We start from the raw sequence: 20,844 nt of genomic DNA, 5'->3' as shown, positions 1-20,844 counted from the left end.
ATTTAGTCCCGTAGCTCAGTTGGTTAGAGCACTACACTGATAATGTAGGGGTCAGCAGTTCAAATCTGCTCGGGACTACATTAAGGTATAATCTTAAGGGGGATTAGCTCAGCTGGCTAGAGCGCCTGCCTTGCACGCAGGAGGTCAACGGTTCGACTCCGTTATTCTCCACCATCACCGGTGCTTAATACAAAAGGCACAGAAATAGGGAACAAACCTGTATAGGAATGTACTCCGGGATAGAACAGTTCTTTGACATATTGGAAGAAGTTAAAAAAGAAGAGCAAACAACAATAGAGACGTTGTTTGGTCGAAGGAAAGAATGCAGTAAGCAATTACTACAAACTGACTGACGATTTAACAACAATCAAAAAAGCATTTCCATATGCGCAAAAGGGTATGGAGAGAAGAAAGTAATTAAGAGCACACAGGGGATGCCTTGGCTCTCAGAGGCGATGAAAGACGTGATAAGCTGCGATAAGCTTCGGGGATTAGCAAATATGAATTGATCCGAAGATTTCTGAATGGGGAAACCTGGCTAGTTGAAGACTAGTCGTACAATGTACGCAAACCTGCCGAACTGAAACATCTAAGTAAGCAGAGGAAGAGAAAATAATAATGATTTCCTAAGTAGTGGCGAGCGAACGGGAAAGAGCCCAAACCATATTTGTTACGGCAAATGTGGGGTTGTAGGACTACGATAAGATTATAATGCAATGAAGTGGAACAGGATGGGAAGCCTGGCGATAAAGAGTGATAGCCTCGTACACGTAAGTACCATTAGTCTAGTAGTATCCTGAGTACTGCGAGGTCGGAGACGCCTTGTAGGAATCTGCCGGCACCATCCGGTAAGGCTAAATACTCCTGAGAGACCGATAGTGAACCAGTACCGTGAGGGAAAGGTGAAAAGAACCCCGAACAGGGGAGTGAAATAGAACCTGAAACTGTGTGCTTACAAGCGGTCGGAGCGTCCAGGTGGCGTGACGGCGTGCCTTTTGCATAATGAGCCTACGAGTTACTCTTCTCTGGCAAGGTTAAGTGTTTCAGACACGGATCCGAAGCGAAAGCGAGTCTGAATAGGGCGTATAGTCAGGGGAGGTAGACGCGAAACCTTGTGATCTACCCATGGACAGGTTGAAGGTGCGGTAACACGTACTGGAGGACCGAACCGATAAACGTTGAAAAGTTTCCGGATGATCTGTGGGTAGGGGTGAAAGGCTAATCAAACTGGGAAATAGCTCGTACTCCCCGAAATGTTTTTAGGAACAGCGTCGTGGTGAAGTTAAATAGAGGTAGAGCTACTGATTGGGTGCGGGGGAGTCAAATCCTACCAAATCCAGACAAACTCCGAATGCTATTTAATATACACGGCAGTGAGGCGCGGGGTGCTAAGGTCACGCGCCGAGAGGGAAAGAACCCAGACCATCAGCTAAGGTCCCCAAGTTACAGTTAAGTTGAACTAACGAGGTCCGATTGCATAGACAGCTAGGATGTTGGCTTGGAAGCAGCCATTCATTTAAAGAGTGCGTAACAGCTCACTAGTCGAGCGATCGGGCATGGATAATAAACGGGCATAAAATTGTACACCGAAGCTATGGGTAATGTGTAAATATTACGGTAGGGGAGCATTCCAGCGGCAGCGAAGGTATGACGTAAGTTTTGCTGGAGCTTCTGGAAAAGCAAATGTAGGCATAAGTAACGATAAGGCAGGCGAGAAACCTGCCCGCCGAAAGGATAAGGTTTCCTGATCAACGCTAATCGGATCAGGGTTAGTCGGGGCCTAAGGAGAACCCGAAAGGGATATTCGATGGACAACGGGTTAATATTCCCGTACTTTTTATAACTGCGATGTGGGGACGGAGTAGTGACACTGCCGCGATCTGACGGAATAGATCGTTGAAGGCTGTAGGTATAGGACTGGTAGGCAAATCCGCCGGTCTTGCTGAAGGCCGATAGTACCGCAAACCTTCGGGGGCGTGGATAGTGCAGGTAATCAGACTTCCAAGAAAAACCGCTAAGCTTCAGGTTATAAAAACCCGTACCGCAAACCGACACAGGTATCCGGGAAGAGAATTCTAAGGCGCTCGAGTGATTCATGGCTAAGGAACTCGGCAAAATGGCCCTGTAACTTCGGGAGAAGGGGCGCTGGTAGCAATATCAGCCGCAGTGAAATGGCCCAGGCGACTGTTTAACAAAAACACATGGCTTTGCAAAATCGAAAGATGAAGTATAAGGCCTGACACCTGCCCGGTGCTGGAAGGTTAAGAGGGGATGTCATCCTCACGGAGAAGCATTGAATCGAAGCCCCAGTAAACGGCGGCCGTAACTATAACGGTCCTAAGGTAGCGAAATTCCTTGTCGGGTAAGTTCCGACCTGCACGAATGGTGTAACGATCTGGGCGCTGTCTCAGCCATGAGCTCGGTGAAATTGTGGTCCCGGTGAAGACGCCGGGTACCCGCAACGGGACGGAAAGACCCCATGCACCTTCACTACAATTTAACATTGACATTGGATGCAGGATGTGTAGGATAGGTGGGAGACTGTGAAGTGGCGTCGCTAGGCGTCATGGAGTCAACGTTGAAATACCACCCTTTCTGTATTCGATGTCTAACTTCACTTAGTGAAGGACATTGTTTGATGGGTAGTTTGACTGGGGTGGTCGCCTCCAAAAAGGTAACGGAGGCTTTCAAAGGTAAGCTCAATACGCTTGGTAACCGTATGAGGAGTGCAATAGCATAAGCTTGCTTGACTGTGAGGCAAACAAGCCGAGCAGGGTCGAAAGACGGATATAGTGATCCGGTGGTTCTGCATGGAAGGGCCATCGCTCAAAGGATAAAAGGTACGCTGGGGATAACAGGCTGATCTCCCCCAAGAGCTCATATCGACGGGGAGGTTTGGCACCTCGATGTCGGCTCGTCACATCCTGGGGCTGGAGAAGGTCCCAAGGGTTCGGCTGTTCGCCGATTAAAGTGGCACGCGAGCTGGGTTCAGAACGTCGCGAGACAGTTCGGTCCCTATCTGTTGTGGGCGTAGGAATTTTGAGTGGGGCTGACCTTAGTACGAGAGGACCGGGTTGGACTAGCCTCTAGTGAATCTGTTGTTCCGCCAGGGGCATTGCAGAGTAGCTACGCTGGGAATAGATAAGCGCTGAAAGCATCTAAGTGCGAAACTAGCCACGAGATGAGAATTCCATATAGGACCGTAGCAGACTACTACGTTGATAGGTTACAGATGTAAAGATGGTGACATCAAAGTCGAGTAATACTAATCATCCGAAGCTTTCAAGAGCAGTAAACTGTTGTTTGTTCTTCCTAACTTAACTTCTTTCAATAATATGTCACTTGTTTAGTAACAATAGCCATAATATACCGCAAGGATATTATGAGATATATCACTAAATATTTAAAAATATTTAGGTGCCTATATCGGTGGTGTCCACCTCTTCCCATTCCGAACAGAGAAGTTAAGCCCACCAGAGCCGATGGTACTGCGGTAACACGTGGGAGAGTAGGTCGGTGCCAAATCTTAAAGAAAGCCTTTCAGTTTACTGAAAGGCTTTTCTTGTTAATGACAATTCCAAATGACTGATATCAACATAAGCCTACCCCCTTATTTATAAACTAAGCTTGCTGACCTTTCCAGAAGCTTCCTGCTAAGGTTACTATAGTTTTAGGTAGCTTCTCTCCTAGTTCCGCTATGTTAAAAAATGCTAAATCTGACTTGCTGATATTAATAAAACCGTATTATTGCAATTACGTAAATTGACAAAGTTAAAATCTATGAAATTAAGGTATATATTATATTTTGTAAGTTTCCTGTTCCTGAATGCAACTGCATTTTCTCAAGATAAGAATGTTAAACTACCCGCAAACTGGTATAATCTTGATTTGATCCAGGATGGTTATTTTGGAATAAGTACGGAGAAGGCATACAAAGAGTTACTAAAGGATAAAAAACCTAAAGAAAGTATCATTGTTGCTGTAATTGATGGTGGAGTTCAGACTACTCATGAGGATCTAAAGGATGTACTTTGGACTAATACAAAAGAAATCCCTAATAATGGAATAGATGATGATGGGAATGGTTATATAGATGATATTCATGGATGGAATTTTATAGGGTCTAAAAAGGGTAATCTTGCTTATGATAATCTTGAATTGATCAGAATCATTAGGAAATATATGCCCAAGTATCGTTCGACAATTAAATCTACAGTATTAGATAGTACAGAAAAGGAAGAGTTTGCTATTTACAATAGAGCAAATGCAGAATTTGGTATTAAATATGACAATGCTCATCAGACTTTTGCTGTACTTTCCATTATTAATAGAATGCTCGATTCTGTGGGAAAAGTTCATAATAAGCCTATTCCATCATTAGAGGATATGGAAAAGTATAAGGCGGATGGAGAAGAAGAGGAACAATGTAAGAAGATCATTAGACGCGGTGTGAAAGAAAGTGGCTCTATGGAGAAGTTCCATAAAGAAATGAAAGATGCCTATAAGCAATATGATATTATGTTGCGCTACAATCTAAATGTGAAATATGATCAGCGGGCTGAACTTGTTGGAGATGATTATAGCAATTCTTATGAACGTTTCTATGGAAATAATGATGTAGCTGGACCGAATGCGGATCATGGTTCTCATGTATCTGGAATTATAGGTGCAAATAGGAATAATAACATTGGGATAAATGGTGTTGCCAATAATGTTCGTATTATGGGAATAAGAGTTGTTCCTGAAGGTGATGAGCGAGATAAAGATGTCGCTAATGGAATCAGATATGCAGTTGATAATGGAGCAAGAGTGATTAATATGAGCTTCGGAAAGGGCTTCAATTGGGATAAAGTAGTAGTGGATTCAGCAGTAAAGTATGCTGAACAAAAAGGAGTGTTATTGGTGCATGCAGCAGGTAATGATAATCAGGATAACGATGTAGAGGAGAATTTTCCCAATAAATATTATGTAAGCCCGGAAGCAACAGCATATAAGAAAGCTAATAAAAGAAAAGTTCAGGATGCCCTGTTACCATTGCTTAATCAAACTCAAGCGCAGGGAAATGGAATGGGGAGAAATATTCCAATTAAGGATCTTAAAATTGGTATTGATACACTTAAGTTTAAATTACCACATGCAACTAATTGGATAGAAGTAGGAGCAAGCGCTTATAAGAATGATGCGAGTTTAAAAGCATCTTTTTCTAATTATGGAAAATATACGGTTGATGTATTTGCACCTGGATTTATGATCAATTCTACTGTTCCAGACTCAAAGTATGAGGAGTTTGATGGTACAAGTATGGCAGCTCCTGTTGTTTCAGGGCTGGCAGCGTTGATTTTAAGTTATTATCCGGAATTTAAAGCGAAGGATATTAGAGAAATTATTATGAAGTCTGCAGTGAAAGTTCAGCAAAAGGTTAGGCGGGAGAATAAACGAGGGGAAACAGAAAGAGTCGCTTTTAAAGAGTTGTGTGTTAGTGGTGGTATTGCGAATGCTTACGAGGCATTAAAATTGGCAGCTACTTATAAACCACGTTAATAATTTAAGCATTTATATACGGTAGCATAAAGGGGACAAATCAATATGATCTGCCCCCTTTATGCTTTATGGTGGTTTTTTATTAAAGCTGATATAATAAATCAGCAGAATTGATTAAGTTTTATACCTTAGTACTTTGCCAATTTAAATTTTGTGAAATTATCATCAGAATAAAACAAACCACACATATGAATTTTTTTAGAATTAAATCGGGCTTATTGATGGGCCTAGTTATGTTATTGGCTATTACAGCTTGTAAAACCAGAACCACCAGCACTGCAAAATCTAATGTAAACCCAGAACAAAAACTTGGCTGGGAGCTGGGTTCCCAAGCCTATACATTTAGATTATTTACCTTCTTTGAAGCTGTTAAAAAGATTGACAGTTGTAATCTTAGATATGTTGAAGCATTTCCAGGGCAGGTAATAGGTGGAGGTATTGAAGGTAAGATGGATCCGAATATGAGTGAAGCAACTAGAAAAGCAATCTTGGCTAAACTGAAAGCAGCTAATGTTAAAGTAATAGCTTTTGGTGTAACTAAGGGAAATAATGAGGCAGAGTGGGTAAAGCTATTTGAATTTTGTAAAGCAATGGGAATTCATACAATCACATCAGAACCTGATGAAAAGTCTATTCCTCTACTATCTAAGTTGGCTGATAAGTATGAAATTAATGTAGCGATTCATAATCATCCAAATCCTTCACACTATTGGAATCCAGACATTATATTGAATGCGATTAAAGGGCAAAGTAAAAGAATTGGTGCTTGTGCAGATATTGGACATTGGGTACGTTCGGGCCTAGATCCTGTAGCTTGCTTAAAGAAACTTGAGGGACATGTATTGCATTCACATATGAAGGATCTACATGAAACGGGTAAAAAGGGACATGATGTTCACTGGGGAGAAGGTGTTTGCAATATTCCAGGTGTGATAGCTGAACTAAAGCGGCAAAACTTTAAAGGCGGAATTTCTGCTGAATACGAATACAATTGGAAAAGTAATAGTGCAGATGTTGCAGCAAGTGTTATAAACTTCCGTAATATGGTCACAAAAAAATAATAGAAAATCCCCAAAAGCACTTGGCTTTTGGGGATTTTTAGAATAAAGCGAGTGCTGATTATTTCCAACCGCCACCAAGTGCTTTGTATAAGGATATTTTATTCAATGCCTGTTGTTTTTTAGCTTGCACTTCATTAAGCTCTGCATCCAGTACATTTCTTTGTGTAGTAATGATATCCAGGTAGGTTACTCTACCTGCTAGAAAAAGGTCATTTGCCGCTTTAACAGCTAAATTTAACGCCTTTACTTCATCAGAGATATATACTCTTTTTTGATTGATAAAACTATGTGCTTTTAAAGCGTCTTGTACTTCATTATAAGCTTTAAGTACGATCTTTTCATAATTCTGAAAGGCGATACCATAGCTTGCCGCGTAAGTTTGGTACTCAGCACGCAAGCGGTTTTGGTTAAAGATTGGGGCAGTTATTCCACCAACCAAACCATAAGCTAATGCAGTTTTGGACTGAAAGAGCTTACTGAAGTCGAACGATTGGAATCCAATTTGTGGAGCTAGCACGATTGCAGGTAGAAATGCCGCATTTGCAGCTTTCAGATCTTTTTGCGAAGCGATCAATGCTAATCCTGCTTCTCTGATATCAGGTCTTAACGCAATCATTTGTAAAGGAATGCCACTGTTAATTGGTTCCACAGCAATAAACTGTTCAAAGCTATTTTCCTTTAGCTGTATGTCTGCATCAAATTTGCCTGTTAAAAAGTTCAGGTGATTTTGCATTAGCATAATTTGCTGCTTTACTTCCTGAACTCTTGCATTTGAATTTGCTACAACGGCTCTAAATTGTTGGACACCTAATTCAGTGGCTACCCCAGCTTCTTTTTGAATTTCAATAAGCTTTAAACCCCGTTGTTGAAGAACTATATTCCTGTTTAATATGCTTAGCTCCTCATTCCAACTTAGTAATTCAAAATAGGCACTGGCAACATTGCTGATCAATTCTGTCTGAACAAGCTTTTGTCCCTCATATGATGCCAGAAATCTATTTAAAGCAGCCTGCTTTTTGTTTTTGAGTTTGCCCCAGAGATCTATTTCCCAGGAAGTTCTTAATCCTATAAAATAATCAGGAAGGGGATTTGGAACACGTTCATCATCTTTTAAGTTTTCTGAAAAATTAGAGTCGTAGTTTCCTATTCCATCAGCAGTATAAAAGCCATACCTATGTAATCCAGCTTCAACAGCAAGATCTAAATTAGGTAGGGTCATACCTTTTCGCATTCGTAAATTGGCTTTAGCAATCTCTATGTGATGCAGGGCCTGTTTGATATCGGTATTGTTTATAAGTGCGGTATCAATCAAAGCGATCAAAGCCTCATCCTTAAAAAAATCTTTCCAAGGTGTATTAGCTATGGTGATGCTATCTGTACTTTTATCGTAAGAATTTGGCGCAGAACGATGTATGTGTTCCGCTGTTTCTTTATTCATGCCGCAACTACTAAGAATAGATAATGAGACAATAGCCACTATCATTTTTGCGGCCTGAACAGTTTTCTTTTTCATTAGCGAAGAGAATAATACATAAAGCCCTGGAATAACAAGAAGCCCTACTATTGTGCCGATAATCATGCCACCAACAGCAGCTGTACCTATTGATCTGTTTCCTAATGCACCTGCACCACTAGCAATCATTAAAGGAATCAAACCTGCTGCAAAGGCAAAGGATGTCATTAATATTGGACGCAGACGAGCTACTGATCCCTCTATTGCAGCTTGTAAAAAGCCCATACCTTCTTTTTGTTTAATTAAGGCATATTCAACAATAAGGATCGCATTCTTTCCGAGTAAGCCAATAAGCATGACCAATGCTACTTGTGCATAAATATTGTTTTCGAGTCCGAAGGCCCATAAGAATAAGAACGCACCAAATATGCCCGCTGGTAAAGAAAGGAGTACGGGTAGGGGTAAAAGAAAACTTTCATACTGTGCGGCCAGAATCAGGTAAACGAATAGTAAACATAAAGCGAAGATATACACAGCTTGATTTCCTGAAAGGATTTGTTCACGCGTCATACCAGACCACTCAATTTCATATCCTGGGGGAAGGTTTTTAGCTGCTTTTTCGACAGCTTCAATCGCTTGACCACTACTAAAACCTGGTGTTGCATCACCGTTTAACATGGCAGACGAGAACATATTATATCTGGTAATCTGTTCCGGACCATAAACCCTTTCCATAGTAATAAATGATGAAAAGGGTAACATTTCATCTTTATCATTCTTGATGAAAAGATTAAGTACATCTTCCGGTTTTTCGCGATAGCCTGGTCCTGCTTGTACCATGACTTTATACATTTGTCCGTAACGAATAAAGTTGGTTGCATAAAAACTACCCATTAAGGTTTGTAAGGTATTCATCGCATTTTCGACGCTGACTCCTTTTTTAGCAGCTAGATCGTAATCTACTTTGAGCAAATATTGCGGGAAGCTTACGTCGAATGTAGTAAACACATTCTCTATTTCTGGTGTCGCTTTTAAATCTTTGATGAATTTTGTCAATACTTCTGAAGTTTTGTTTAAATCATCATTACCTGTTTTATCCAGTACACGCAATTCAAATCCAGCAGAGTTACCAAACCCAGGAACAGTTGGAGGTGGGAAAAACTCTATTTCGGCATCCATGATATGTGCAGTAGCCTTTTTTAAAGTGTTAATCACATCTGTAACAGATTCTTTCCGGTTGTCCCAGGCAACGAGGTTGATCATTCCCATTCCATAAGAAGCACCTGAAACCTCATTTACAAGGCTATATCCTGCAAGCGTAGATACTGTTTCTACGGAAGACATCTTTCTGCTTATTTCATCAATTTCATTCAGTACAACTTCAGTTCGATCTACCGTAGCACCTGGTGGGGTAGTTACATTCACATAGATCATTCCCTGATCTTCTGTCGGGATAAATCCAGATGGAAGAATACTACTCATTCCCCAGGTAGTGATAAAGAATGCAATTAATAATCCAAAAGTTAGAATTCTACGACCAGCAATGCGACTCAGTAAACCTTTGTATCCATTGGCCATTTTGTTATAACCCTTATTGAATCTTCCGAAGAAACGAGAAACGATTCCCTTTGATGCAGGTTTATCATGAGGAGAGCGAAGTATGATAGCACAAAGGGCAGGCGTAAGTGTTAAGGCATTTATTCCGGAGATGATAATTGCTGAAGCAAGAGTCAGAGAAAACTGTCTGTAGAAAATACCAACAGGTCCTGAAAGGAAGGCCACGGGAATAAAAACGGCGGACATAACCATGGTAATGGCAATTACTGGTTTACCCACTTCTTTCATAGCAGCAAGCGTTGCTTCCATGGGCTGTAAGTGCTCCTCTTCCATTTTAGCATATACCGCTTCCACTACAACAATAGCGTTGTCGACCACAATACCTATAGCTAATACAAGCGCAAAAAGAGTAAGAAGGTTAATAGAGAACCCAAGCATTTGCATAAAGAACAATGCTCCAATTAAACAAACTGGTACAGCAAGTGCTGGAATTAAAGTTGATCTGAAATCTTGTAAAAAGATATATACAACAATAAAAACGAGGATAAATGCTTCTAGCAAAGTGATTAATACACTAGATATAGATGCATCAAGGAAACGTGATACGTCATAACCCATTGTGTACTTCATGCCAGGTGGAAATGAGCTTTTTTGTAAAGTCGCCATTCGCTCTTTTACATTTTTAATTACTTCCTGTGCATTTGAACCTGGCAATTGCTTCATCATGATAGAAGCTGATGGTCTGCCATCTGTTTTTGACACCATTTCGTAATCCAGTGAACCGAATTCTACATCTGCAATATCTTTTATCCTGATAATTGACCCGTCTGAATTGGCCCTTATAGGTATATTTTTATATTCTTCAGCATCAGAGAATTTACCCGGATAGCGCAAAACATATTGCTGCATGTTGATGGATTTATCGGAACCAATTCCTGTTTGTCCAGGCGCTGCTTCTACGTTTTGTTTTCTTAAAGCTGCGATTACATCTTCACTGGAAATTTTATAAGCAGCCAAACGATCAGGTTTGAGCCAGACACGCATCGCATAATCCCGTAAACCCATAATCTGGGCAAAGCCTACGCCTTCAATACGTTTCAGCTCTTTCAGGATATTGATATCTGTAAAGTTGTAAATGAAACGTTCATCAGCCGATTGATCTTCACTATAGATGTTGAGGTACATTAACATACTGTTCACCTCTTTTTCTGTAGTTACACCGGCCTTAATTACCTCTTCCGGCAATTCATCCAATACAGTCGTCACCCTGTTCTGTACATTTACAGCTGCAATATCAGGGTCTGTACCTACTTTAAAGAATACCTGTATTAACGTTGTTCCATTGTTTGTTGATACCGAACTCATGTAAGTCATACCGGCAACACCATTAATAGCTCTTTCCAAAGGAATTGCAACGGCATCAGTACTTACTTCTGCATTTGCGCCAGTATAATTTGCAGTTACTACAACTGAAGGTGGAACAATATCAGGAAATTGGGTCACCGGCAATGTAAAAAGAGCCAGTAGTCCAAGGAGCGTTATAAATAGGGAAATGACCAGTGATAATACTGGTCGTTTTATAAATTGTTCAAACATAATGATTAATTTTTTGCTACTGTATTCATTGCATTGATGCTGATATCAGTAGGTTTTACCTGAAGACCATCACTTAAACTCTGAGTACCCTCAAATACGATCTTATCGGAGCTGCTCAGTCCAGAGTCAACGATGTAATAATGTCCAACACGTTGTCCTGCTTTAAATGGTGTCATCTTTAGCTTATTATCTTCAGTTAAAAGATAAACATAGGTCCTGTCTTGTATTTCAAAAACAGATTTCTGATGTACGACCAGAATTTTTCCTGTTTTTGCAGGTACACTAATTTTTCCAGATGCACCATGTTTTAGTAGTCCATTAGGATTTGGGAAAGTGGCTTTTAATGACAATGAGCCAGTTTGACTTGCGAATTCACTTTCTGCAAAGCTTGCAGTACCTTTAAATGGGTATACTTCACCATTTGCCAGGGTAAGTTTAACTTGCTTTTTGAATTTGCTTTTAGAATAAGCAGAATCACTTGCAATAGCAAGGTATTCTCTTTCTGTAATGGCGAAATAAACATTTACTGCACTAAGATCTGACACAGAGGTTAGTAGTGAACCTTCTTCGAGTAAACTACCAGCTTTTAAAGGTAAACGATCAATCCGTCCACTAAAAGGAGATTTGATTAGGGTATGTGCTAAGCGTGATTTTGCATACTGCGCTACAGATCTGGCTTCAGCAATACGAGATTCTGCGGCTTTAAGTTTTGCAGCGCCTAAGTCTAATTCAGATTTAGAAACTACATTGTTTTTAACCAATATTTTAGTTCTTTGCTGTTCCAGTTCAACAGTCTTGGCATCTGCAATCGCATTATTTAAGGCTGCTTCTGCTTTACTTAATTCGGTCTTATATTCTTCATCATTAATTTTAAACAGTATCTGACCTTTTTTCACTTCAGCACCTTCTTCAACATATATTTTTTCTAAGAAGCCAGACAGTCTTGATCTTACCTCCACATTTTTTACAGCCTGTATATCGGCAATATATTCTTTGTGGATTACAGTATCTAAGGTGCTGACCATAGCAACAGGTACAGATCTGGTTTCATCGATAGTTTTCTCTTTACTTTGGGAGGTACAGCCAGCAATTGTAATTGCAGCAAAAAATGGTAAATACGCTAAATGATTAAGTTTCATTGTGTTTATTGATTTTAATGGATGCAGTTTACACCCATGGATATTCAAGATTTTAATAAAAGATATTCGGAGTAATTGATTAAGAATAAACAATAGAAGAGGGTGGACCACAATATGGCTTCCTTTGATGCTGATTTCGGGCAAAAAAAAGTATGGACACTATCTAAAGATGTGCCTATCGTTTTAAAGTTTGATAATCAATTCTTAAACAAATAAATTCGAGTAACCTAGAAAGGTTTGAATCTAAACAAGTGAGAGTAATAGCTGGGTAAGCAGACGCTTTTTGTTTTATAAAAAGGGTGTTCAATGACAATTACCTTTCCGATTTGTCTAGCCAGAAAGAAGGAAAGAACCAGCAAAATAGCTGGCATAATATGAATGATTGAATTGAAAAGCCTGTAACTTTCATTTGGAATTTCGATGTCATCTACTAAATTATCCATTGGGATATTCATGACATCATCAAGTACAAATTCAAGAAAGGAATCACCAGCAAATATATTTTTTACAGAAGTTTCTCCACCTTCATAAGTGATGGTGTTCAAATACGCGAATAGCGATAAGAAGTGAAACAGTTTAATAAACATATGGGGCCAAAGATAATTTTTTGCAAAGGCTAATTTTCCATAAACCCGAGTATTGACAATTTTATGATATATACTATGTTATCATTTATTTTTAAAAATTGATCTATAGAGTAGTAGATGAGTAATTCCTTAAATTTGTTTTATGAAAAACATCTATCTCATTGTTTTAACATTTGTAACCTTCATTTTTATATTTATTGGTTGTGAAAAGCATGATAAATTGCATGATAAAATGAAGACAATCATTAATGATCAACAGGCCGATGTTGGAGTCTCTATATTATTTTTAGGAGAAAGAAGATCTGTTTCAGTAAATGGAGATAAACATTATCCTATGCAAAGTGTGTACAAGTTCCACCTTGCACTTGCAGTGCTTGATCGGGTTGATAAAGGGAGGTTTAAACTAGAGCAGGGGATTCTTATTAAAAAGAGTGATTTGTTGCCAAATACATGGAGCCCGTTAAGAGATAAATACCCAAATGGAAATGTTACATTACCCTTGTCCGAAATCATTCGTGTTACTGTAGCGGAGAGTGATAACAATGGTTGTGATATATTGTTTCGCCTGGTTGGAGGTACAAATATTGTACATGAATATATAGGCAAATTAGGAATTAAAGATTGTGCAATTGTGGGAACCGAAGAAGAAATGCACAAGGATGAGAAAATGCAATTTAGAAATTGGACAACTCCAAATGCAGCCAATGCACTTATGGAAAAGTTTTGTAATGGACAAGTTCTTGAAAAGACTACCACTGATTTTTTGATGAAAACAATGGAGGGGACAGTTTCAGGTCCAAATAAAATTAAAGGACTATTACCAGTAGGTACCATTGTAGCTCATAAAACAGGAAATTCAGGAATAAATAAAGCAGGGGTGATGACTGCTTCCAATGACATAGGCATTGTCACCCTTCCGAATGGGAATAAAATGTTGGTTTCAGTTTTTTTATCTATGTCCAAAGAAAGTGAACAAAGAATTGATCAGATCATCGCCCAACTTGCAAGAACTGCATGGGACGAGGCTACTAAATGAGTTGAGCGAATGCAGTTACTTTTGTCCAACACAAATAAAATCAGTAGTTTTGCACCAGATGAGGTTAAACAAAACATATCTTAATACGATTAAATGGCGACCAATTATTGGTGTTATCGCTATCTTTTGTGTTATTTTATCTTCTTGTGCGGTCAAGTCAAGTATCAAAAGTCAATTAGGAGTTCAGCAAACCGCTGCTCAGAAAAACGGCTTAAATAATCAAGGTAAATCTTTTATTTCTTCTTCTGCAACGGACTGTCTTTATGCTGCCGATGCAAAGACTTTTAATATTCAGAAACCTGATATTAAGTTAAGTGGTTCTTCAATTGCCATTTTAGCATTTTATACTTTTTCATTCTTATTTGGTTTCCATCTTTTACAGAAACAGAATAAGCATCCACTTTATAATAGCGGTCAGATTTCAGGCTCTCTGCCTATCTTTCTTCAGTATCGCAAACTTATCATATAATACCAGTATTTATACACAGCTTTTTAGCGTGTGGAATTCTCTATGTAGTTTATTTCAATAAACCATACCGAATACTTTTTGGTATTAAATAATTTTTAAACATGATAAGATTTTTCTTGTCGGCCAGTATTTTCTTTTGGCTGACACTAGCTGCGCCAGCTCTTTACGCGCAGCAAAAGCAACATACATTGGGAGACTTATGGTCATTGGTAGAGAAAAACTACCCCGGAATTATGGCTAAGCAATCAGACATAGAATCTGCAAAGTATTCTGAAAAGGCTACAAAAAGTAATGCCTTACCGCAAGCCAAAATGCAGATGCAAAATAACTATGGTACTTACGAAGCTAGTACTGGTAGTTTTTTTCAGCAACCCGGACTATTTAATGTAAATGGAGCCAAAGGATTAAGTGGCTCTTCTACAGTGGCAAGTACTTTTGGTTCTGCTACAGTGGAATTTGAATTGTTTGCTTTTGGAAGACAGCAGGCCGAAAATAAGGCTGCCGAAATGCTGACCACACTTAGTTCTGCAGATAAAGAATCCTATCTGATTAACTTGAAAAAAGAGCTTTCAACTCGTTATATCCAGGTTATTTATAACAGCGCCAAGTTGAAATGGATAGATCAGAATGCCACTCGTCTTTTTGATATTAAGAAGTCGGCCGCTGGATTAGCCAGATCTGGGATTAAACCTGCTGCTGATAGTCTGTTGGCTTATTCTTCTTATATCCAGGCTTTAGCTGAAAGAGACAATCTGGTAGGGAATAAAATTGCATCTATACAACGGTTAAAAGAACTTCATGGTCAAGATGCATCGGATTATTCTTATTCAGAAGTGGGGTTTATCAAACCTACGTTTAGCAATTCAAATCCTGTTTTGATAAATCATTCACATCCATTTCTTGAGACATTTGATAAACAGTCATCATATCATGAATTAAATGGAATCGCTCAGAAAAGATCTGCGCTACCATCTATAAAAATCCTTGGTGGTTATGCTTTTAGAGGATCAGGGATTGGTTCTACAGGTTCTGTTTCAGGGGACTGGAAAGATGGATTTTCAAATAGCAGCAATAATGTTTTAGTCGGACTTGGGCTTTCCTGGAATCTGACCAACTTATATAGTAATAAATTAAAGGCAAATGCGCAGTTTAAAAAGGCCGAAAAAGCAAAATTCATGCAAAGCCAATATGAATTGCAGATGGCAGCAAATTTAGAAGCTGCAAAAAGTAAAATAAGTGAGCAGCAAAAGCAACTGACCAAGACTGCGGAGGCTGTAAAACATGTTTTAGATGCTTATGATATGTATATGGCGCGGTATAAAAGTGGTCTTATCACGTTAACAGAATTATTGCAAATACGTATGCTATTAGAACAAGCAGAAAATAACCATATCGAAGCCTCTCGCAGCTACTGGTTGCAATTGGCGAATGAAGCTGAGCTCACAAATAATTTTGACTTTTTATTTAATAACCTTTAAATCTTAGCAAATGAATCTTATACGTTTGGCTTTAAGAAAACCAATTGCGGTGATGGTGCTTGTCATGGTCATTGGCGTCTTTTCTTTTAATACCATTAAAAATATAAAAGTTGACATTTTTCCTGAAGTAGAACTTCCGGCAATGTACATTTCTATGCCTTATGGAGGACTATCTCCTGCATATATGGATGGCTTTATGGCCAATGAATTTCAAAAGGTTTTGCTTTTTGTGGCAGGTGTAAAAAACATCGATTTCAAAAGTATTCAAGGGCTGACCATGATGAAACTTACCTTTTATCCGGGAACAGATATGGCTCAAGCTGCAGGAGAGGTATCTACGCAGGTCAACAGAGCAATGGGGTTCTTACCTCCCGGAGCTGTGCCTCCAATGGTAGTACGTTTTGATGGCAATTCCTTACCAGTAGGACAATTGGTCTTTGAAAGTCCACAACGTTCTATTACAGATATACAGACATTGGTATTAACTAAAATACGCCCCATGTTTGTGACTATACCTGGGATTACAGCACCTGCTCCCTTTGGAGGAAACAATCGTACGATTCTGGTCAACATTGATCCACAGGCCATGCAGGCGAATGGATTAAGTCCGGAAGAAATCACTGTAGCAATTACCAAAAACAGTCATCCATCACCTGCAGGTAATATCCGAATTGGTGATGAAAACTTAATGGCACCAATTAATTCCATTGCAAAGAACCCCGCAGAATTTCTAAAGACTCCCGTTAAGACTATTGATGGACGTACTATTTATGTTGGTGATGTTGCAAGCGTACAAGATGGTGCCGATCAAACTGTTGGTTATGCATTGGTGAATGGAAAAAGATCTGTTTACCTACCAGTCATCAAAAAAGCAGATGCTTCAACACTAGATGCAGTCGAAAATCTAAAATTAGCATTGCCAACACTAAAGGACCAGCTGCCGGATGATGTTAATATCCGTTATGAGTTTGACCAATCTAAGTACATCGAACGCTCATTAACTAACCTTGTTCACGAAGGTGTACTGGGAGCAGTATTTACTGGTTTGGTTATCCTGCTGTTTCTGGGAGATACACGCGGAGCAATTATTGTTGTGCTGACCATTCCTATTGCAATTTTATCAGCGGTATGTGCACTGTATATGCTGGGGTATACAATTAATATGATGACTTTAAGCGGATTGGCGCTTTCCATTGGTATATTGGTTGATGAGGCTACTGTAACCATTGAAAATATACATCAGCATATGGAGATGGGTAAGAAAAAGCAACGCGCAATTATCGATGCTCTTTTGGAAATCTCTATCCCCAAACTGTTGATCATGCTATGTATCCTTACGGTGCTTACACCAGCCTTTATTATGACTGGGATTCCTAAAGATATGTTCCTTCCTTTATCTATGGCCGTTGCTTTTGCAATGATCGCATCGTTTCTGGCATCACAAACATTTGTGCCAATTTTAGCAAACTGGATGATGAAGAATAAACATGAGTCGGATGATAAGCAGGGGGCTAGAAAGAAAAGCTTGTTTAATAAATTCAGAACCCGCTATGCATTTCAATTAAGAAAATGGTCAGGAAGATCTTTGGTCTTATTTGCTTCCTATGTAGTGTTAGCAGGTGTTATTATTGCATTAGTTTTAAGAGTAGTAGGAACAGATGTTATGCCTGTTTCAAATAGTGGTGATTTTCAAGTTAGAATAGTCGCTCCTCAAGGTAGCAGAATTGAAAAAACTGAAGCATTGGTGAAGAGCATTATAGAAGATGTAAAAGGGCAGGTGCCAGAAAATGGTCTATCTATCAGTTCCGCCTATGTAGGTATGCATCCCGCATCAACGCCAATTAACCCTATCTTTTTATTTACCAGCTCTTCAAATGAAGCCGTATTACAGATTTCTATTGATCAGGAAATTTATAAAGGATCAATAGAGGAATTAAAGGAAAACCTGAGAAAAGTTATTGCGAAGAACCATCCTGAAGCCAAAATTAATTTTGAAGCTATGGATCTGACTGAAAAGATTATGGGACAAGGAGCAATGACACCAATTGAAGTTAAGGTAGGTGCCAACCAGTTAAAAGTTGCTGAAAAACATGCCAGAAAAATTGAGGAGAAGCTAAAAGAAATTCCCTATCTGCGGGATGTACGCATAGCTGAATCATTAAACTACCCGACTTTGCAAATAGATGTAGACAGAAATCTGGTTGCACAATTCGGACTGACGATGCAGGATGTTACACGTAGTATGGTGGCTGCCACTTCGTCTACCCGCTATACCGATAAAAATCTTTGGATTGATCCTAAATCGGGACTTGTATTTCAGGCTCAGGTTCAAATACCTGAGGAGATCATGGCCAGCGAAGAAATGTTACGTTCAATACCTTTGAAAAAGGGGAGTTTAAGACCAGTTTTGGAAGATGTAGCGACTATAAAAAGAGCACCTGCAGCAGCACAAATTAATCGTAAAGGTCCTAACCGGTATGTTACACTGGTTGCAAATATGTATAATAAAGATCTTGGAACTGCATCAAAAGCTGTAAAAGCAGCCATTAAAGATGCAGGAGCTCCACCTAAAGGCGCCTCAGTTTGGACTGAGGGAACATTGCAGCTTTTGGATGATACATTGGATAGTCTGATCACCGGACTTGGCGTTGCTGTTATCGCAATATTCCTGATGTTAGCTGCTTTTTATCAATCCTTTAGAGTGCCATTAGTTATTTTATCAGTAGTGCCATCTGTTATTGCGGGGAGTTTGATTATACTTTTCTTAACAGGAAGTACCCTAAACTTACAATCCTATATGGGGATTATCATGTCAATCGGGGTTTCGGTTTCCAATGCCGTATTGTTAGTCAACCAGGCAGAATATTACAGAAAGCACTATGCTCTTAGGCCTATTCATGCGGCACGCATGGCCGCTGCGTCACGTTTAAGACCCGTATTAATGACTGCAGCAGCGATGTTAGCAGGCATGCTGCCAATGGCAATAGGAATGGGGGATGGTGCTGAACAAGTTGCTCCTTTAGGAAGAGCAGTAATAGGAGGATTGTTAGCTTCAACCTTTACAATCTTACTATTGGTGCCCCATTTCTTTGCATCTGTGATGTCTAAGGCTTCCATAGTGAATCCATCTCTGGATCCAGATGATGAGAAAAGTCAATATTATTCAACTCAAAAAGCGTAATAACAAAAAACAAATTCATTAATGATATGAAACAGTTAAAGAAAATAAGTCTATACATTATTTGTAGTTTAATCTCTATCAGTACTCTTTTATCATGTTCTACAAAGCCTGAAGAAAAGAAGGAAGATAAAGAGGTTAGTAAAAAAGCATCCGTTTCTTTGGAAACCGAACCAATTCAATTTATCAACCCTACATATGCCATATCAATTCCGGGCGAATTGGAACCTTATGACGAGGTACAGGTCAATGCGAAAGTTAATGGCTTCATTCAGAAAATTTATGTAGACAGGGGGACTTATGTACGCAAAAATCAGCTCCTTGCAGTTTTAGAAGCTCCAGAAATGGATCAACAGTATTTGTCTGATAAGTCTAAACAAGAAAAGATGCATAGTGATTACCTTTTTACAAAGCAGAACTATGAACGCTTGCTGGAGGCTTCATCAACTGAAGGAGCAGTTGCAAAGATTGAGCTAGACAGAGCAAAAAGTATGATGCAAGGGGCCAAATCTGCTTATGAATCTTCTAAAGCTGGTACAGCACATGCTTCACAATTAAAACAATATTTACGCATTTTAGCTCCATTTGACGGGCTAATAATCAAGAAAAATGTATCATTAGGTGCTTTGGTAGGACCAGGTTCAAATCAGCCCTTGTTCAATATTGCACAAGGAAATAAGTTACGTTTAACTTTATCTATTCCTGAAAAACATACTGCATCTGTTAAAGATGGAATGAAAGCAAAATTTACAGTTAGTTCTCATCCTGGAGATGTATTTGAAGCAAAATTATCAAGAACATCTGGATTCTTAAATGCAGAAAATCGATCATTAACACTTGAGTTTGATGTAGATAATTCTGATAAAAAGCTTCAGGGAGGAGAATATGCGCAAGTAAAATTAAACTTACAAAGGAAGTCGCCTTCATATTGGGTTGCACCAAAAAGTGTTGTAAATGCACAGTCAGGTACATTTATTATGGCTCTGAGTAATAATGAAATTAAACGAATTCTAGTTAAAGAGGGTGTTCGTTTGGATAGTCTTGTAGAAGTTTTTGGTGATATTAGTGCTCAAGAACAAGTATTAAAAAATCCATCAGAAGAACTTGAAGTAGGAAAATTAAACTAAAGAAAAAATAAATGAAACACAATATGAATTTTAAAGCCGTAACAATATTCAGTATAATGATGGCCATTACCTTATCTGTATTGGCATGCTCCAATGGTAATGGAAAAGTTAACGATAGTGCAAAGTCGGAAGTAGCAACTTCTGAAACTCCCGCAGCACCTGTTGTTGAAAATGAACCTACAAACGATGGGATATCCTTTTTAGATGAGCAGAAAAAAGCTGTCGCTTTGAATGACCTTAAGGGAAAAGTTGTATTCATCAACTTTTGGGCTACCTGGTGTCCTCCATGTGTTCGTGAAATGCCATCTATTAACAATTTAAAGAAACATTATAAGAATAATAAGGATTTGGTTTTTCTAATGGTTGATGTTGATGGAAATTACGATGTATCGAAAAAGTTTATGGAGAAGAACAATTTAGACCTTCCACTTTATATGCCTAATGGTGAAATTCCATCACGCTTTTTAGGCAATTCAATTCCGACTACAGTGATTCTCGATAAAACGGGTAAGATGGTTGCAAGGATAGAGGGAGGCAGAGATTATATGGCTCCGGAAATTATTTCATCAATGGACGATCTGCTTGAAAAATAGTAGATTTTATCATTTTTAATGAATCATTA

Annotated in this window: 11 protein-coding genes, 2 tRNA genes and 2 rRNA genes; 12 read left to right on the top strand and 3 right to left on the bottom strand. The window is 39.0% G+C overall.

Annotation, left to right across the window (positions count from 1 at the left end; genetic code table 11):
• The first annotated feature begins 4 nt into the window (after nt 1–4).
• The 6 genes from ABDJ41_RS10395 (at nt 5) to ABDJ41_RS10370 (ending at nt 6,602) form a co-directional block, all read left to right on the top strand.
• Nucleotides 5–78 (top strand) — tRNA-Ile (locus ABDJ41_RS10395).
• 19 nt (nt 79–97) lie between these two features.
• Nucleotides 98–174: transfer RNA gene (locus ABDJ41_RS10390), tRNA-Ala, on the top strand.
• 233 nt (nt 175–407) lie between these two features.
• A 23S ribosomal RNA gene (locus ABDJ41_RS10385) occupies nt 408–3,288 on the top strand.
• Nucleotides 3,289–3,413: 125 nt separating this feature from the next.
• Nucleotides 3,414–3,525: ribosomal RNA gene (rrf, locus tag ABDJ41_RS10380) — 5S ribosomal RNA — on the top strand.
• A gap of 255 nt (nt 3,526–3,780) precedes the next feature.
• Nucleotides 3,781–5,541, top strand: a complete 1,761-nt coding sequence (locus ABDJ41_RS10375; RefSeq protein ID WP_349785931.1) for a S8 family peptidase — start codon at nt 3,781–3,783, stop codon at nt 5,539–5,541.
• Between the two features lie 188 nt (nt 5,542–5,729).
• Nucleotides 5,730–6,602, top strand: a complete 873-nt coding sequence (locus tag ABDJ41_RS10370) for a sugar phosphate isomerase/epimerase family protein (RefSeq protein ID WP_349785930.1) — start codon at nt 5,730–5,732, stop codon at nt 6,600–6,602.
• 58 nt (nt 6,603–6,660) lie between these two features.
• Here ABDJ41_RS10370 and ABDJ41_RS10365 read toward each other — a convergent pair whose 3' ends face one another.
• The 3 genes from ABDJ41_RS10365 to ABDJ41_RS10355 form a co-directional block, all read right to left on the bottom strand.
• Nucleotides 6,661–11,208, bottom strand: coding sequence for an efflux RND transporter permease subunit (locus tag ABDJ41_RS10365; protein WP_349785929.1), 4,548 nt, complete (start codon nt 11,206–11,208; stop codon nt 6,661–6,663).
• A gap of 5 nt (nt 11,209–11,213) precedes the next feature.
• Nucleotides 11,214–12,347, bottom strand: a complete 1,134-nt coding sequence (locus ABDJ41_RS10360; protein WP_349785927.1) for an efflux RND transporter periplasmic adaptor subunit — start codon at nt 12,345–12,347, stop codon at nt 11,214–11,216.
• Between the two features lie 227 nt (nt 12,348–12,574).
• Entirely contained in the window at nt 12,575–12,934 is a 360-nt protein-coding gene (locus ABDJ41_RS10355; protein ID WP_349785924.1) for a hypothetical protein, read from the bottom strand.
• 142 nt (nt 12,935–13,076) lie between these two features.
• Here ABDJ41_RS10355 and bla point away from each other — a divergent pair, with 142 nt between their 5' ends.
• The 6 genes from bla to ABDJ41_RS10325 all read left to right on the top strand — a co-directional run bounded on the left by bla (nt 13,077) and on the right by ABDJ41_RS10325 (nt 20,815).
• The gene (gene bla, locus ABDJ41_RS10350; protein WP_349785923.1) at nt 13,077–13,970 is read left to right on the top strand and encodes a class A beta-lactamase, subclass A2; all 894 of its coding nucleotides are present in this window, start codon (nt 13,077–13,079) and stop codon (nt 13,968–13,970) included.
• A gap of 58 nt (nt 13,971–14,028) precedes the next feature.
• The gene (locus ABDJ41_RS10345) at nt 14,029–14,439 is read left to right on the top strand and encodes a hypothetical protein (protein ID WP_349785922.1); all 411 of its coding nucleotides are present in this window, start codon (nt 14,029–14,031) and stop codon (nt 14,437–14,439) included.
• 101 nt (nt 14,440–14,540) lie between these two features.
• Complete coding sequence (locus ABDJ41_RS10340) at nt 14,541–15,917, top strand: TolC family protein (RefSeq protein WP_349785921.1); 1,377 nt, start codon at nt 14,541–14,543, stop codon at nt 15,915–15,917.
• A gap of 10 nt (nt 15,918–15,927) precedes the next feature.
• On the top strand, nt 15,928–19,098 hold the full coding sequence (locus tag ABDJ41_RS10335; protein ID WP_349785919.1) for an efflux RND transporter permease subunit: 3,171 nt from the start codon (nt 15,928–15,930) through the stop codon (nt 19,096–19,098).
• Between the two features lie 26 nt (nt 19,099–19,124).
• Nucleotides 19,125–20,222 carry an efflux RND transporter periplasmic adaptor subunit gene (locus ABDJ41_RS10330; RefSeq protein ID WP_349785918.1) on the top strand — a complete coding sequence of 366 codons (1,098 nt, stop codon included), beginning with the start codon at nt 19,125–19,127 and terminating at the stop codon, nt 20,220–20,222.
• Between the two features lie 23 nt (nt 20,223–20,245).
• The gene (locus ABDJ41_RS10325; RefSeq protein ID WP_349785917.1) at nt 20,246–20,815 is read left to right on the top strand and encodes a TlpA family protein disulfide reductase; all 570 of its coding nucleotides are present in this window, start codon (nt 20,246–20,248) and stop codon (nt 20,813–20,815) included.
• Nucleotides 20,816–20,844: the final 29 nt, after the last annotated feature.

The organism is Pedobacter sp. ASV1-7, assembly GCF_040203335.1.
GTDB lineage: Bacteria > Bacteroidota > Bacteroidia > Sphingobacteriales > Sphingobacteriaceae > Pedobacter.
This window is presented reverse-complemented; position numbering and strand designations above follow the sequence as displayed.

Coding starts and splice junctions, on each gene's coding strand:
- ABDJ41_RS10375 (WP_349785931.1), top strand. CDS start 3,781: ATGAAATTAAGGTATATATTATATTTTGTAAGTTTCCTGTTCCTGAAT.
- ABDJ41_RS10370 (WP_349785930.1), top strand. CDS start 5,730: ATGAATTTTTTTAGAATTAAATCGGGCTTATTGATGGGCCTAGTTATG.
- ABDJ41_RS10365 (WP_349785929.1), bottom strand. CDS start 11,208: ATGTTTGAACAATTTATAAAACGACCAGTATTATCACTGGTCATTTCC.
- ABDJ41_RS10360 (WP_349785927.1), bottom strand. CDS start 12,347: ATGAAACTTAATCATTTAGCGTATTTACCATTTTTTGCTGCAATTACA.
- ABDJ41_RS10355 (WP_349785924.1), bottom strand. CDS start 12,934: ATGTTTATTAAACTGTTTCACTTCTTATCGCTATTCGCGTATTTGAAC.
- bla (WP_349785923.1), top strand. CDS start 13,077: ATGAAAAACATCTATCTCATTGTTTTAACATTTGTAACCTTCATTTTT.
- ABDJ41_RS10345 (WP_349785922.1), top strand. CDS start 14,029: ATGAGGTTAAACAAAACATATCTTAATACGATTAAATGGCGACCAATT.
- ABDJ41_RS10340 (WP_349785921.1), top strand. CDS start 14,541: ATGATAAGATTTTTCTTGTCGGCCAGTATTTTCTTTTGGCTGACACTA.
- ABDJ41_RS10335 (WP_349785919.1), top strand. CDS start 15,928: ATGAATCTTATACGTTTGGCTTTAAGAAAACCAATTGCGGTGATGGTG.
- ABDJ41_RS10330 (WP_349785918.1), top strand. CDS start 19,125: ATGAAACAGTTAAAGAAAATAAGTCTATACATTATTTGTAGTTTAATC.
- ABDJ41_RS10325 (WP_349785917.1), top strand. CDS start 20,246: ATGAATTTTAAAGCCGTAACAATATTCAGTATAATGATGGCCATTACC.